9 protein-coding genes are annotated in these 14445 nt (G+C 64.3%); 7 read left to right on the top strand and 2 right to left on the bottom strand.

The window, feature by feature from the left end:
• Positions 1-60 precede the first annotated feature (60 nt).
• The 5 genes from GGR64_RS14890 to GGR64_RS14870 all read left to right on the top strand — a co-directional run bounded on the left by GGR64_RS14890 (position 61) and on the right by GGR64_RS14870 (position 7266).
• Positions 61-4644, top strand: a complete 4584-nt coding sequence (locus GGR64_RS14890) for a hemagglutinin repeat-containing protein (protein ID WP_326520345.1) — start codon at positions 61-63, stop codon at positions 4642-4644.
• On the top strand, positions 4641-4847 hold the full coding sequence (locus tag GGR64_RS14885; protein WP_184646806.1) for a hypothetical protein: 207 nt from the start codon (positions 4641-4643) through the stop codon (positions 4845-4847). The genes GGR64_RS14890 and GGR64_RS14885 overlap by 4 nt, the downstream gene beginning before the upstream one ends.
• Positions 4848-5021: 174 nt before the next feature.
• Positions 5022-5828 (top strand): IS5 family transposase, encoded by an 807-nt coding sequence (locus GGR64_RS14880; RefSeq protein WP_184646804.1) that lies wholly within the window; start codon positions 5022-5024, stop codon positions 5826-5828.
• A gap of 128 nt (positions 5829-5956) precedes the next feature.
• Entirely contained in the window at positions 5957-6409 is a 453-nt protein-coding gene (locus tag GGR64_RS14875) for a hypothetical protein (protein ID WP_184646802.1), read from the top strand.
• Positions 6410-6615: 206 nt separating this feature from the next.
• Positions 6616-7266: a DUF480 domain-containing protein gene (locus GGR64_RS14870; RefSeq protein ID WP_184646800.1), complete on the top strand. Its 651-nt coding sequence runs from the start codon at positions 6616-6618 to the stop codon at positions 7264-7266.
• 238 nt (positions 7267-7504) lie between these two features.
• Here the strand turns inward: GGR64_RS14870 and GGR64_RS14865 are convergent, their stop codons facing one another.
• Positions 7505-8047, bottom strand: a complete 543-nt coding sequence (locus tag GGR64_RS14865; protein WP_184646799.1) for a DinB family protein — start codon at positions 8045-8047, stop codon at positions 7505-7507.
• Between the two features lie 2 nt (positions 8048-8049).
• Positions 8050-8586 (bottom strand): GNAT family N-acetyltransferase, encoded by a 537-nt coding sequence (locus GGR64_RS14860; protein ID WP_184646797.1) that lies wholly within the window; start codon positions 8584-8586, stop codon positions 8050-8052.
• Positions 8587-8804: 218 nt separating this feature from the next.
• On the opposite strand from GGR64_RS14860, the gene GGR64_RS14855 reads away from it, so the two are divergent.
• Both GGR64_RS14855 and GGR64_RS14850 read left to right on the top strand, forming a co-directional pair.
• The gene (locus tag GGR64_RS14855) at positions 8805-10586 is read left to right on the top strand and encodes an autotransporter assembly complex family protein (RefSeq protein ID WP_184646795.1); all 1782 of its coding nucleotides are present in this window, start codon (positions 8805-8807) and stop codon (positions 10584-10586) included.
• Positions 10583-14425 carry a translocation/assembly module TamB domain-containing protein gene (locus tag GGR64_RS14850; protein WP_184646793.1) on the top strand — a complete coding sequence of 1281 codons (3843 nt, stop codon included), beginning with the start codon at positions 10583-10585 and terminating at the stop codon, positions 14423-14425. Before GGR64_RS14855 ends, GGR64_RS14850 begins: the two co-directional genes overlap by 4 nt.
• Positions 14426-14445 lie beyond the last annotated feature (20 nt).

Below are 14445 nucleotides of genomic sequence, written 5' to 3'. Positions count from 1 at the left end.
GTCACGACCACCACGACCCAGGACATCGACCAGCAGACGCTTACCGCCGGCGGCAACCTGGTGCTCAGCGCCGGCCACGACGTCAACCTGCTCGCCGCACAAGAGCAGCACGACGCCGTGCAGGACATGCAGAAGAAGAAAAAGGGCTTCCTGTCCAGCAAGACCACGACCACGCACGATGAGTGGCACGACAGCTTGGCCGTTGGCACTTCGCTCGACGCCGGCAGCGTGCAGATCAAGGCAGGCAACGACATCGCCGTGGTCGGCTCGACCGTGCTGGCGCAGCAGGACGCGCGCCTGGTGGCCGGCAACGATGTGGCCATCGTCGCGGCGCAGGACCATAGCAGCGAGGCGCACAGCAGCGCCCAGAAGAAGTCCGGCTTCAGCGCCAGCTTCTCCGGCGGCGTGGCCAGCCTCGGCTATGGCAAGTCGCGCAGCAGCAACGACAGCAGCACCGAGAGCACCACTGAGGTGGCCTCGGCAGTCGGTGCCAAGCACGGCAATCTGCTGATCAGTGCCGGCGATCAGCTGACCATCGGTGCATCCGACGTTGCAGCGGGCAAGGACCTGACCCTGGCGGCGAAGGACATCGCGCTGCTCGCCGGTCAGGACACGGTGGACAAGCAGTCCAACCAGTCGAGCAAGTCCAGCGGCTTCTCCATCGGCGTGACCTACGACCCGGCCGCGGCGTATCGCAGCGCACGCGATTCGGCGACCAGCAATATGCCTGACAGCGGCTCGACCATGGGCAAGCTCAGTCGTCGGGCTGAAGGCGACATGGCCGGCACCGCGGCGGCGCTGACGCCGGTGGTGATCCAGGCCGGGTCGCACCGCTCCACTGCCGGTCAGAACGACAGCATCAGCACCGCGCGGGTGAGCCAGGTCAGCGCCGGCGGCAACCTGACCCTGCTCGCCAGCGACGGCTCGATCACCAGCCAGGGCACGCAACTGTCTGCCGAGGGCAATGCGCTGTTGCTGGCGAGCCAGAACATCGACCTGGGCGTGGCGCATACCACCCAGTCCAGCGGCAACGACAGCCGCGGCAAGGGCTGGAGCTTCAACAATGCGGCGAGCCTGCCGTTCGGCAACTACAACCTGAAGGGCAACGGCAACGGCCAGACCGATACCATCACCGGCACGCAACTGTCGGTGGGCGGCAACGCCAGCCTGAGCACGACCAAGGGCGACATCACCCTGACCGCGAGCAACATCGCGGCAAAGGGCGATGTGAACATGCACGCCGCCGGCGACCTGACCATCCAGAGCGGGCAGGACACCGCCGGCAACGCCAACGTCTCGGACAACAAGGCGATCGGCACGGTGGTCATCTCCGATACCGAGCGCTTCTCCGGTTATCACACCGAGAAGCACCGCGACGACAACGCCACGGTGACGCAGGTGGCCAGCAGCGTTGGCAGCCTGGGCGGCAACGTCAACCTGAGCGCGGGCGGCACCTACACGCAGAGCGCCAGCAACGTGGTCGCGGCCAAGGACGTGGACATCACTGCGGCCACGATCCAGTTGCTCACGGCCAACGACAGCCATGCGGCCTCCTCGCAGGACGACACGCTCAAGATTGGCGCGTTCGCGCGGGTGAAATCGCCGCTGATCGACCTGATCAACAACGTCGATGCGGCACGCAACTCCGACGGCAGACTGTCGGCGATGCAGGGCATGGCGGCGCTGGCTAACGGCTACCAGACCGCTAGCGCCATCAGCAGCATGGCCGGCGGCTCCGGCAGCGGCGCGCTGGTCAGCGTGGAAGCCGGCGTGGGCTATGCCACCAGCACGGAGAAGTACAAGGCAGGCAGCCAGACCGCGCAAGGTTCGACGATCAGCGGCGGCGGCAACGTCAGCCTGACCAGCACCAGCGGCGACCTGCACGTGGTGCAGGGCAACCTGAAGGCCGGCGACACCCTGAGCCTGGACGCGGCACGCGATCTGGTGCTGGAAGCAGGCAAGTCCTCGGGCTCGGAACAGAGCAAGGGCAGCAACGCCGGCCTGGAAGTGGGCGTGGGCGCCTCGGTCGGCGCGCAGACCGGCGTCTATGCCTATGCGCAGGCCAGCGTCGGCAGCCATTCCTCCAACGCCGACAGCGCCACTTGGAAGAACACGGAGCTGGCCGCGCAGAACATCTCCCTCACTTCGAAGGGCGACACCACGCTGCGCGGTGCCGTGGCCAAGGCCGATCGCATCGACGTACAGACCGGCGGCGACCTGACCATCGAGTCGCTGCAGGACACGTCGAACATCCAGTCCAAGGAGAGCGGCTATGGCGGCCGCATCCAGGTGTCCTTCGGCACCGCCTGGGACGCCAGCGGCTATGCCAGCACGGCCAAGGCCAACGGCACCTCCTCTGGGGTGACCGAACAGTCGGGCCTGTTCGCGGGCAAGGGCGGCTACCACGTCGATGCGGGCAACGTGAACCTGATCGGCGGCGCCATCGCCAGCACCAACGCGGACAACAGCGAACTGACTGCCACGTCGCTGACCTTCAGCGATCTGCAGAACCAGATGGGCTACTCGGCCAGCTCGGGTAGCCTGAGTGGAGGGTTCGGCAGCAGCGCTAAGCCGGCCACCGATGCCAACGGCAATCCAGTGGCAGTGAGCGCGGGCGACCAAGCCAAGAACATCGGCAGCAACATCGCCAACGGCAACTATGGTCAGGTCAACAGTGGTGGGTTGGGCGGTAGCCTGCCGATGTCCGAGAGCGGCAAGGACAGCACGACCACGCGTGCCACGCTGACCGAGGGCAACATCACGATCGGCGGCAAGCGCACCACGGCAGCGGAGACGGGCATCAACACTGATGCCAGCAAGGCGAACGAGGCGTTGGCGACGCTGCCGGACGTGCGCAAGGTGCTGGCCGAGCAGCAAGCCATGGGCGCGGCGGCCGGAACGGTGCTGGAGACCAGCCGCCAGGTGGCGGGCGACATCGCGGCCAATGCGGCGAGCAAGGCTGACGATGCGCGCGCGGCGTACCTGAAAGGCCTCAACGGCGATGAGCAAGAGGCGTTCGCGAAGCTGGACCCGACGGCGCAGCAGAACGTGCTACTTAGCCAAAGCGCGGCTTACAGCGACGCTTACGCAAAAGAGAAGCAATGGGGCACCGGTGGCGAGTACAGCCGCGCCTTGCAGGCAGTGACCACCGCCCTGGTGGGCGGGGTGTCGAGCCAGAGCGGCACGCAGGTGGCGAGCAACGCCCTGGCGCCGTATGCGGCACAACTGATCGGGCAGACGTTTGATGCCAACCACGGCAGTGATCCAAACAAGGCGTTGCAGTTGTTATCGCACGCGCTGCTGGGTGCGGTGTTGGCCGAGGCGAACGGAAGTTCCGCCGCAGGCGGCGCACTCACTGGAGCGGGTGGTGAAGCTGCGGCGCAATACCTGACCAAGACGCTCTATGGCGCTGACGTCAAGCCGAGCGATCTGTCCGAGCAGGACAAGCAGACGATCCTGGCGTTGTCGCAAGCGGTCGGTGCATTGGTCGGCGGAATGACGGGCGGCAGCTTGAACGATGCGGCGGTGGGAAGCACGGTTGCCAAGAATGCGGTTGAGAATAATTGGCTGTCGCGTGAAGAAATTAATGCGGCAGATACACTGCGCAGCGCGTGCGATAAGGCCGGTGGGGACGTCCAAGCATGTAAAGACGGGATTACTAGAGAAATTGACGCGATCGATGTCGCAAGAGAAAAGGAATGGATCGCTTATCAAGGAGCGGTGGCTCAGGAAGTGAGTCAGGACTACATGGCGGGGGCCGGCTGGACCCGCGAAGAATATAAGGCAGAGCAATTAAATAGGCAAAACACCTACTGGACGGGAACCGGAATCACGGAAGATCAGGCCATATTTTCTGGATATGCGCCTGCTCAGGAACTGGGCTATCTAGCTCGTAAAGCCGGTAGTAGTGCTTTTGATCTAGCAGCTTTCTTTGCACGTCCTGGCATGGATGTGACTGCGGATTTGGCAAAAGGTACCTGGAGCGGACTGCTAAACGCAGGCGACGCATTGAAGAACTATTCACAGGCGCCGTTGCCTGGACTGTACATGCAGTATGGAATCAGTGGGTCGTTGACCATGACTACTGAGGAACGCGCTCGTCTTCTCGTCGCCACTGCGGCGGGGATAGCTATGGAAGGGGCCGTGATAAAAGGGATACGTGTGCCAGGCGCGGCGACTGACATCCTAGATTCGACGAGTTTGAGAAAGAATCAATTTTATGCTAATGAAGTCAAGCGCGAGCCATCGATTTCGACTTGGGACACGGATAGTGAAGCAGGCGCACCACCCGTTGTTCGATCCAATGGTGAAGCCGATGCAGTGAGCGGTAGTCGCCTCAAACCTCAGCTGATAGCCGAAGAAGTCGCAAATGGGCATGCATATCAAAAACATGTAGTTGAAAAAGGCGAGTTTATCGATATTGGGATTACTAATAAAAAGCAGTTCCAAGATTTTATTGAAAATATAGTCGCCGACCCCGCGATTGAGCGTCGCCAGGCAGTTGACGGGACAACTTATTATCTTGATTATTCAACAAAGACTATCGTAATACGCGGGCGTAGAGGCGAAGCTACCGCATTTAGGCCTGATGTGGGCGGAGTTGGTTGGGAAAATTATTTAAAATCTCAGGTGCCAAACAAATGAAGAGTAACATCGAAGATCTTGGTGGAATTAATGTTAAGGTTACCGAAAAGGAGCTTAGGTACTTCATAGCGTGTGGAATCGCTTTAATACAAAATGTACCAGAGGATTCACTTCCTACTTATTGTGGGTTCAATAAGGATGAAATCATAGGCGTATCTATGAAGCTTCGGGAATTTGCAGACAGAGAGGGTATAGAAATCTAAATAAATATAATTGAAAATATGTAGCCGCTGGCTTAGGCGAAAAGCAGTTCGGCAGGCGAGTGTCTGGGTGCGCAAAAGATGCATGTAAGCTTAATCGCAGGCGACGCTTTAGATAAAATCTAAAGACGGATGAGCGTGTTATGAACTTTGAGCCGCTGCAGCTATCGTAGTTTGATGCAGAGCAAACGCCCGTATCCGACCGACATTTCTGACGAAGAGTGGGCGTTTGCAGCGCCGTACCTGAGCCTGATGACCGATCAGGCTTCGCAGCGCAAGTACGAATTGCGAGCGATGTTCAATGCGCTGCGCTGGATGGCGCGCGCTGGAGCGCCCTGGCGGCTGTTGCCCAATGATTTCCCCCCGTGGGAAGCGGTCTACCAGCAGACGCAACGCTGGCTGCAAGCTGGTTGCTTTGAAGCCATGGTCAGTGATCTGCGCTCAATTCTATGTGTGGCTCAGGGCAAACAGGGACAGCCCAGTGCTGTCATCTTGGACGGCCGCACCTTGCAATCCACCTTCGAGAGTGTCGCGCGTGCCGGCTACGACAGCTACAAGCGCAAGAAGGGCAGCAAGGTCCACATGGCTGTGGATACGCTCGGGCACCTGCTTGCGGTGCAGATCACCCCCGCCAATGAACAGGAACGGGCGCAGGTGCGATCACGGGCTCAGGAAGTGCAACATGTCACGGGCGAAACGGTGAAGCTGGCGTTCGTGGATCAGGGGTACACCGGGCAGGAGCCTGCGCAAGCAGCTCAGGACGAAGGAATCGAACTGCACGTGGTGAAGCTTCTCGAGGCCAAAAAAGAGTTCGTGCTGCTTACTCGGCGCTGGGTAGTTGAACGCACCTTTTATTGGGTCAATCGATTCCGTCGACTGGCATGCGACTACGAGCGATTGCCGGAAACCTTGGCTGGCCTGCACTTCGTCGTCTTCACCGTCCTCATGCTCAGCAACGCCGCCACTATCCTTCAAAGTTCATAACACGCTCTAGTAAGATGGACATGTATAAAGCAGCAGCTTCTGCCTTTGAAGAAAGCAAAAGTGTAAAATCAATTCTTTTGAACCAGGTGATCTTTTAAATTTCAGATAAATTAAAAGAATTATAGTGGATGAAAAAAATTGAAGCACCGGAGGGTGCGTTGTTGAATTTTCTATATGAAATAAATCCTTTGGAGTGGAGGAAATATCAACAGCGACAGCCTAGGGTTTGGGTTGGTGATCATTTTGAAAAGATGGATCGAAGCAAGTATCCACCTTATATTTCATTTATATTTGAAAATGAATGCAAGACAGTTATAAAAAGGATTAAGGCTGCAGTGGACGGTTATTGTGGGGCGGTTCGCTGGATGTTGTATGAGCGCAAGCGGGATGGCTTGCCTGGAACAAATTGGACAATAGGCCCAAGCAGATTGTGGGAGGTAGAAGAAGAGGCGTCAAAGTTGGGCCTCTCCCCGAGTCAATATTTAGCCACTTATGAGCCAGAGTTTGGTCCTATTGCTTATGACGACTTGGAGGGTCTCACCAAGCATATTCAGAGTGCGTTCCCTGACGTGCCAAGCTAGCCCCCTTAGGTGCGCTATTTGAATGGGGAGCCGACCTGCTCACTCCGGCCGAACACGGCATTAGCAGTTCGATCTAACCATGCGACAGCACCGACTTTCTTGAAGTGCGCCGCTCTTCAAGGTGAGCCAAGGGCTAATTGCTCAGCTTGTGGAGCCGGAACTCTCAGGCAGTATGCTTGGCCGCTAACCAGCAAGCAGTTCACACGATGACCGACACCGCCACTGTTCCTACTCTCTCCACCACCGAAGCCCGCGCCCTCGGCTGCCTGATCGAGAAGGAGGCGACCACGCCGGATGCTTATCCGCTCACGGTCAATGCGACGGTGGTGGCGGCCAATCAGAAGACCTCGCGCGAGCCGGTGATGTCGTTGAGTCCCGGCGATGTGCAGCATGCGCTGCGACAACTGGAGGGGCGCGGCCTGGTGCGGCAGCAGTTCTCTTCGCGCGCCGAACGCTACGAGCATCGGATGGCCGCGGCATTGGATCTGACCCAGCAGCAGGTGGCCTTGCTCGGCCTGCTGCTGTTGCGTGGCCCGCAGACGGTCAATGAGCTGCTGACACGCGCCGAGCGCATGGCGCGCTTTGCCGATGCGGATGACGTCCGTCATCAGTTGGAACGGTTGGCCCAGCGCCAGTTGGCGGTGCAGTTGCCACGCGCCAGTGGGCAGCGCGAGGACCGCTACATGCACTTGCTCGCCGGGCCGGTGGATGCGGAGGCGCTCGCGGCCACGTTCAAGACGCGGCCGACTGCCGCGGGCCAAGATGAGTTGGAAGGTCGGGTGCAGGTGCTGGAGGCCGAGGTGGCGGAGCTGCGCGAGATCGTGGCGCAGTTGCAGGCGCAGCGCGTGCCGGATTGAGGCGTCGCGCGCCTCCGAGAATCTTGAGCCTGCAGTAACAACGGAAGCCTCGCCTGCCTGTAGGAGCAGCTCTTGTCCCCTTCTTGGGATCAGCCGCGATAGGCACTCCAGGTAAAGTCCATCGCGGCTGAAGCCGCTCCTACGAGGGCAATGACGGGCCGGCTGAGCCGCGGCGACGCGAGTGATGAGAGGTGCACCGCATTGTTCACCGATCGTCGCGGGCCTGCGGTTGCACCAGTCAGTCCATCTCCACCTGCGGAATCACCGCCAGCATGTCGGTTACGCCGACATCGGCGCCCGCCTGGCTGAGCAGGGTGGTGGCTTGGCCGCGGTGATGCGTCTGGTGGTTGAAGAAGTGCAGCAGCAGGTCGCCGAAGCGCCGGCCGTGCGATTCGCCACGGGTGTTGCGATAGCGCAGCGCCACGTCCAGGTCGTCGGCATGGAGTTGCGACATCCACTCGGCGATCGTCGCATCCAGAACCTCGCGCTGTGTCCGCAGGTCCGCCAGGCAGTCGGCCTGCGGCGCATCCAGGGCGGCGGGGATCGGCGTGGCGGCGATGGCCTGCAGCGCCGGATAGCGTGCCGGATGCTGGGCGAAGCGCTGCAGCCAGATCGTATCGGCCACCACCAGATGGTTGAGCGTGCCCAACAACGACCCGAAGAAGGCACCGCGCGGCTCAGCGATGGCGGCATCCGGCAAGGTCGCGGCCGCGGCGTACAAGCGCTGGTTCATCCATTGGCTGTAATTGGCGAACAGCCGCAGTGCGTGCAAGGTGTCCATGATCAGGCGCGCTCCTGGGGCGCATGCAGCTCGCAACGATACAGTTCGACCTCGGACGCCTCTGGGCTCAGGCGCACTCGTCCCTGGGCGACGAAGCCCAGCGCGGCGAGTAGCCGCAGCGAACGCGCATTGCCCGGGGCCACGATCGCGTAGACCCGCGGTAGCGCGAGCACGGTGCGTGCATAGTCCAGCACCGCACGCGCGGCCTCGCTGGCGTAGCCCTGGCCCGCGTAGGGGTGCAGCAGGGCATAGCCCAGATCGGGCGCGGGCAGGGTCGGCCGCAGCACCAGCCCAGCCACGCCAAGCCAGGCGCCGTCGTCGCGGCGCTCCACGGCATACAGGCCGAAGCCGTGCTCGGCGTAGCTACGCACCGAGCCGTCGGTGAGGTAGCGGCTGGCCTGCGCTTCGTCGCGCACGCCGCGGTCGCCGATGTGCGCCAGGAAGCCGGGGTCGTTGAGCAGGGCCAGCATCGGCGCGGCGTCGCGCTCGGGGTCCAGTCGGCGCAGTACGAGGCGCGCGGTCTCGATCACGGTGGACATGCGGCGCTCCTGCGGGTCGGGGGCGCCAGCGTGGCGCCGTCGCCACGGCTTGGCAAGCGGCACCGCCGGACCCGCGTTTCGTGGCGTAGACGCCCCGATGCAGTAGGTCCGGGAAGCGCGAAATCCTCTGTGCAGAGGCGGTCGCGTCCGACATCCCGGTCACGCATAACAAACGTCTAGTTAACAGCTTCACATGGGGTGCCGGTATTCTGACGCCCATGCGACCCATCCCCCGTCTCGCCATCGTCCTGTCCCTGCTCTCCCTGGCCGGTCTCGCCGAGGCCCGCGGCGTCATTGAAAAGGTGCAGATCCAGGGCCTGAACAAGGACGACGACGCGGCGATGATCGAGAACATCCAGGTCTCGCTGTCGCTGTACGAGGCCATCGGCAAGGACCAGGGCGAGTCGCGCCTGGAGTACCTGCTGAGCCAGGCCGAACGGCAGACCCGGCAGGCGCTGGAGCCGTTCGGCTACTTCACCCCCACCATCACCGTCGAGGCGCCGCGCCAGGACGACAAGCTGACCGTGGTGGTGCACGTGGACAAGGGCGAGCCGATCCGGGTACGCAATTTCCATGTGGGCATCACCGGGCCGGCCGAGGACGACCGCTACCTGGGCGACGACCTGAAGAACTTCCGTCCGCGCAAGGGCGACATCTTCGTCAGCAGCGTCTATGAGACCAGCAAGGTCACCATCACCCGACGCCTGGCCGAGCGCGGCTACTTCGATGCCGACTTCACCCAGCGCAAGGTGGAGGTGACCCGCGCCGACCACGCCGCCGACATCGACCTGAGCTGGGACAGCGGCCGCCGCTACAACATGGGCCCGATCCGCTTCCACCAGGACTACTTCAACCAGAAGCTGTTCGATCCCCTGGTGTACTGGAAGGAAGGCAGCTACTACCACGAGGGCAAGCTCGACCGCCTGCGCGAGTCGCTGGTCAAGCTCGACTACTTCAGCGTGATCGACCTCCAGCCCAAGCCGGAAGAAGCCGACGCCAACGGCGACGTGCCGGTGGACGTCAACCTCACCCGCGCCAAGCGCAGCATCTACACCGCCGGCCTCAGCTACGGCAGCGAGAGCGGCGCCGGCGTGCGCCTGGGCGTGGACCGCCGCTACGTCAACGCGCGCGGGCACAAGCTCAGCACCCAGCTGGACTACGCGCAGAAGCGCAAGAGCTTCATCACCAGTTACCGGATCCCGGCGTTCCGGTGGCTCGACGGCTGGTACACCACCTCGCTGCGCGTCTACGACGAGCAGACCGACTACATCGACCTGCGCAACGTCAAGCTCACCGGCAGCCGCAGCGGCCAGATCAACGAGCACTGGACCGCGATCGCCTCGATCAACGCGCTGCGCGAACGCTGGCGCTACTCGACCGACGAGGTCTTCGACGGCGCGCTGTACCAGACCTCCACGCTGTTCTATCCGCAGATCGAAGCCGACTACGTCGGCGTGGACGACAAGGTGTTCCCGCGCAAGGGCTTCAGCGGCAACATCAGCCTGCGCGGCGGCGCCGAGGGCGTGGGGTCGGACGCCAGCTTCGTGCAGGCGCACATGCGGGTGAACTGGTTCCACGGCATCGGCGACAACGACCGCCTGATCCTGCGCGGCGAAGCCGGCAGCACCTGGACCGACGCGCTGGTGGCGATGCCGCCGAGCCTGCGTTTCTTCGCCGGCGGCGACAACAGCATCCGCGGCTATGCATTTCGCGAGGTCGGCCCGCGCACGCCGCGGCCGGATCGCTTCGCGCTCGGCGCCAAGCACGTGCTCACCGGCAGCGCCGAGTACGAGCACTACTTCAAGGGCGGGCCGTGGGGTGGCGCGGTGTTCGTCGATAGCGGCAGCGCGTTCGACGACACGCCCGACTGGCACACCGGCGTCGGCTTCGGCTTGCGCTGGCGTTCGCCGGTCGGCCCGGTGCGGGTGGACATCGCCCATGGCTTGAACGACCCGGATTCGCAGTTCCAGCTCTATCTCAACATCGGAGCCAATCTGTGAGCGCGCCGCTGGAGCCGACGTCGCCCGCCGCGCCGACGCCGCCGCGGCGCCCGCGCTTCTACCGGCGCAAGCGCTTCTGGTGGGGTTCGGCGCTGACCATTGCCGGCCTGTTGTTGCTTGCCGTGATCGCGCTGTACTGGCTGCTGCAGACCGTGGCCGGGCGCGATGTGCTGCTGGCGCAGGTGGTGGCGCGGCTGCCGGCCGGCTCGACGCTGACCTGGGAGCGCGCCGAGGGGCCGCTGGCCGGCCCGCTGACCCTGCACAACCTGGACTTCCGCTACAACGAGATCCACTTCACTGCCGAGCGCGCCTACCTGGATCCGGACATCCGCCCGCTGCTCGGGCGCAAGCTGCAACTGGATGCGCTGGAACTGACCAACGCCACGCTCAACCTGGCCAAGAGCGACGAACCGTTCGAACTGCCGCGCTGGCCGCAGTCGCTGCCTCAGATCGAAGTGCCGCTGGCCCTGCAGGCCGACCGCATCGCCATCGACGGCCTGCGCATCACCCAGGCGCAGCAGCCGATGATCGACATCCGCACGCTGCGCGGCGGCGTGGAAGTGGCCAATGGCGAGTTCCGCGCCACCCAGGTGGTGGTGAACAGCGACCGCGGCGATTTCCGCGTCAACGGCGATTACCTCCCGGGCCAGGACTACAAGGCCGACCTCACCGCCAGCGCGGTGCTGCCGGCCGCGCGCGGTCGCACCCCGGCACGCCTGGGCCTGGTCGCGCGCGGCGACCTGGACAAGATGGAAGTGGCCATCGCCGGCAACGCACCGGCGCCGCTGCGCGCCACTTTGGTGTTCACCGGCCGCACCGATCCGGTGTGGGAGTTCGCCGCCAGCAGCAAGGCGCTGGATCCGTCGCTGCTGGTGCCGCCGGCCGACGACGCGCCGGCGGCCGTGCCACTGGCCTTCGACCTGCGTGCGAACGGCAAGGGTGGCAATGCCGATCTGCAGGGCGAGCTGTCGCGCGATGGGCAAAAGCTCGTGCTCGATCCCTCGCACCTGAGCCTGGACAACCAGGTGCTCACGGTCGCGCCGCTGCAACTGCGCGCGTTCGACGGGCAATTGCGCCTGCGCGGCACCGCCGATCTGCGCGATCCCGACAACACGCAGCTGCGCTTCGCGGTCAACGCCAGCGGCATGAGCTTCGCCAGCGCGCCGGATCCGTCCACCCCGAACGCGCCTGCGGTGCCGATCAAGCTGGTCGAGGCCAACCTCGGCGTGGCCGGCACGATGAAGCAGTGGGCCACCTACGGCGAGGCCACCGTCGCCCGCGGCAAGGACAGCGCCAAGTTGCAGCTGGACGTGCGCGGCGACGATCGCCAGGCGCAGCTGAAGCAGGTGCGCGCGACAATGCCCAGCGGCACCCTCGACCTGGGCGGCAACGTGGCCTGGGTCCCGGAATTGAACTGGGACGTGCAAGGCACGCTGGCCGGGTTCGACCCGGGCTACTTCGCACCGGGCTGGGACGGCAAGCTGTCCGGCACCTTCGCTTCGCAGGGCAAGCAGTTGCCGGCGCGGCCGGACGGCAGCGCCGCCGGCTACCAGGCCACGCTCGACATCCCGCGTTTGAACGGCAACCTGCGCAGCCGCCCGCTCGACGCCAACGCCAAGCTCGCGCTGCAGGGCAGCCAGGGCGAGGGCAAGCTGCAGCTGAGCCTGGGCGATAGCCGCCTGCAGGCGCAGGGCAAGGTCGGCGACCAGCTCGACATCGACGCGCAACTGCAGCCGCTGCAACTGGCCGACCTGCTGCCGGGCGGCGCCGGCAGCCTGCGCGGTAGCGTCCAGATCAAGGGACGCCGCGACGCCCCCGACCTCACCGCCGACCTCACCGGCAGCGGCCTGAAGTGGGACAGCTACAGCGCCGACAGCCTCAGCCTGCGCGGGCGTCTGCCGTGGCGTGGCAATGGTGGCGAACTCGCCCTGCGCGGCAGTGCACTCAATGCCGGCGTGCTGCTGCAGACGCTGAGCGTGGATGCGCGCGGTGCGGTCGAAAACCTGCAACTCGACGCCAAGACCCAGAACGACATGGGCGCATTGGCCCTGGCCGGGCAGGTGCGCCGCGACGGCGCACGCTGGCAGGGCGCCTTGAACACGCTGCGCATCGCCCCCGCCAAGGGCGAGCCGTGGCAGTTGCGGCAGGCCGCCAATTTCAGCGTGGCCGGCAGCGCCTTCAGCCTGTCCGAGAGCTGCCTGGCGCCGGGAAGCGGTGGTGCGCTGTGCGTGTCCGCCGACTGGCCGAAGCAGGGCCTGACCTTGCGCGGCGATGCCTTGCCGCTGGCCCTGGTGCAGCCGTGGCTGCCACCCAACAGCGGCCGCAAGATGTACCTGCGCGGCGACCTGTCCATCGACGGCAACTTCAAGCCTGCCGGCAACGCCTGGCAGGGCTCGTTGCGCCTGGCCTCGCGCGAGGGCGGCCTGCGCCTGGGCGACAATGCCCGCGGCGAACTGCTGCGCTACGACCAGTTCAGTTTCGTCACCGATTTCAGCGCCCAGCACATCCACTCCAAGCTCGGCATCGGCTTCCAGGGCGACGGCTTCGTCGACGCCACCGTCGACACCGGCTGGGACGCGTACGCACCGTTAAACGGCGAGATCTACATGAACATGTCGAAGCTGTATTGGCTCGAACTGTTCTCGCCCGACCTGGTCCGGCCCAAGGGCCTGGTCGAAGGCCACGTCAGCCTGCGCGGCACCCGCTCGCAGCCGGCGATGGGCGGCGACGCCACGCTCAGCAACTTCACCGGCGAACTGCCGGCGCTGGGTCTGACGCTGAGCGAAGGCAAGGGCCGCTTCGACGCGCAGCCGGACGGCTCGGCGCGCATCGTCGCCTCGGTCAAGTCCGGCGAAGGCACGCTCAACGTCGACGGTGGACTGTCCTGGTACGGCGACAGCACGCCGCTGCAGTTGAACATCCGCGGCACCAACGTGCTGGTGTCCAACACCGCCGAACTGCGCGCGGTGGCCAATCCCGACCTGCAGTTCGGCATCGCCAACAAGACGATGATGCTGAGCGGCCAGGTCACCGTGCCGTCGGCCGACATCGACCTGGAACGGCTGGACCGCGGCACCTCGCTGTCCGAGGACGTGGTGGTGCTGGACCCGGCCGATCCCGAGGCCGCGCCGAGTTCGCCGCTGGAGATGGACCTGCGGATGACCCTGGGCGACCAGGTCAAGATGGCCGGCTTCGGCCTCAAGGGCGCGCTGACCGGCGCCATGCAGGTGCGCTCGCGGCAGGGCCGCGAAATGACCGCCACTGGCGGGCTGGACGTCAGCGGCAAGTACAAGGCGTACGGGCAGGACCTGACCATCACCCGCGGCCAGCTCACCTGGAGCAACAACATCGTCTCCGACCCGCGCATCAACATCCGCGCCCAGCGCCAGGTCGCCGACGTCACCGCCGGCATCGACGTCACCGGCCGCGCCACCGCCCCGCATGCGGACGTGTGGTCGGACCCGTCGATGTCGCAATCCGAGGCCATGTCCTACCTCGTACTGGGCCGCAGCCTCAGCAACACCAGCAGCGCCGAAGCCGACCAGGTCACCGCCGCGGCCAGCGCACTGTCGGCCGGCAGCGGCCTGCTCGCCTCGCAGCTTGGCGCCAAGCTCGGCTTCGACGACGCCGGCGTCAGCCAGTCGCGCGCCCTCGGCGGCTCGGTGGTGGGCTTCGGTAAATACCTCTCTCCGAAACTCTACGTCAGCTACGGCGTGTCGCTGATCGGTAGCGGCTCGGTATTGACGCTGAAATACCTGCTCGGCCGCGGCTTCGACGCCGAGGTGGAATCGAGCACGGTGGAAAACCGTGGGTCGGTGAATTGGCGGAAGGAGAAGTAGTGCCACTTCCTTCAACGGAT

The sequence above is a fragment of the Xanthomonas sp. 3307 genome, assembly GCF_014199735.1.
GTDB classification, from domain to species: Bacteria; Pseudomonadota; Gammaproteobacteria; order Xanthomonadales; family Xanthomonadaceae; genus Xanthomonas_A; species Xanthomonas_A rydalmerensis.
This window is presented reverse-complemented; position numbering and strand designations above follow the sequence as displayed.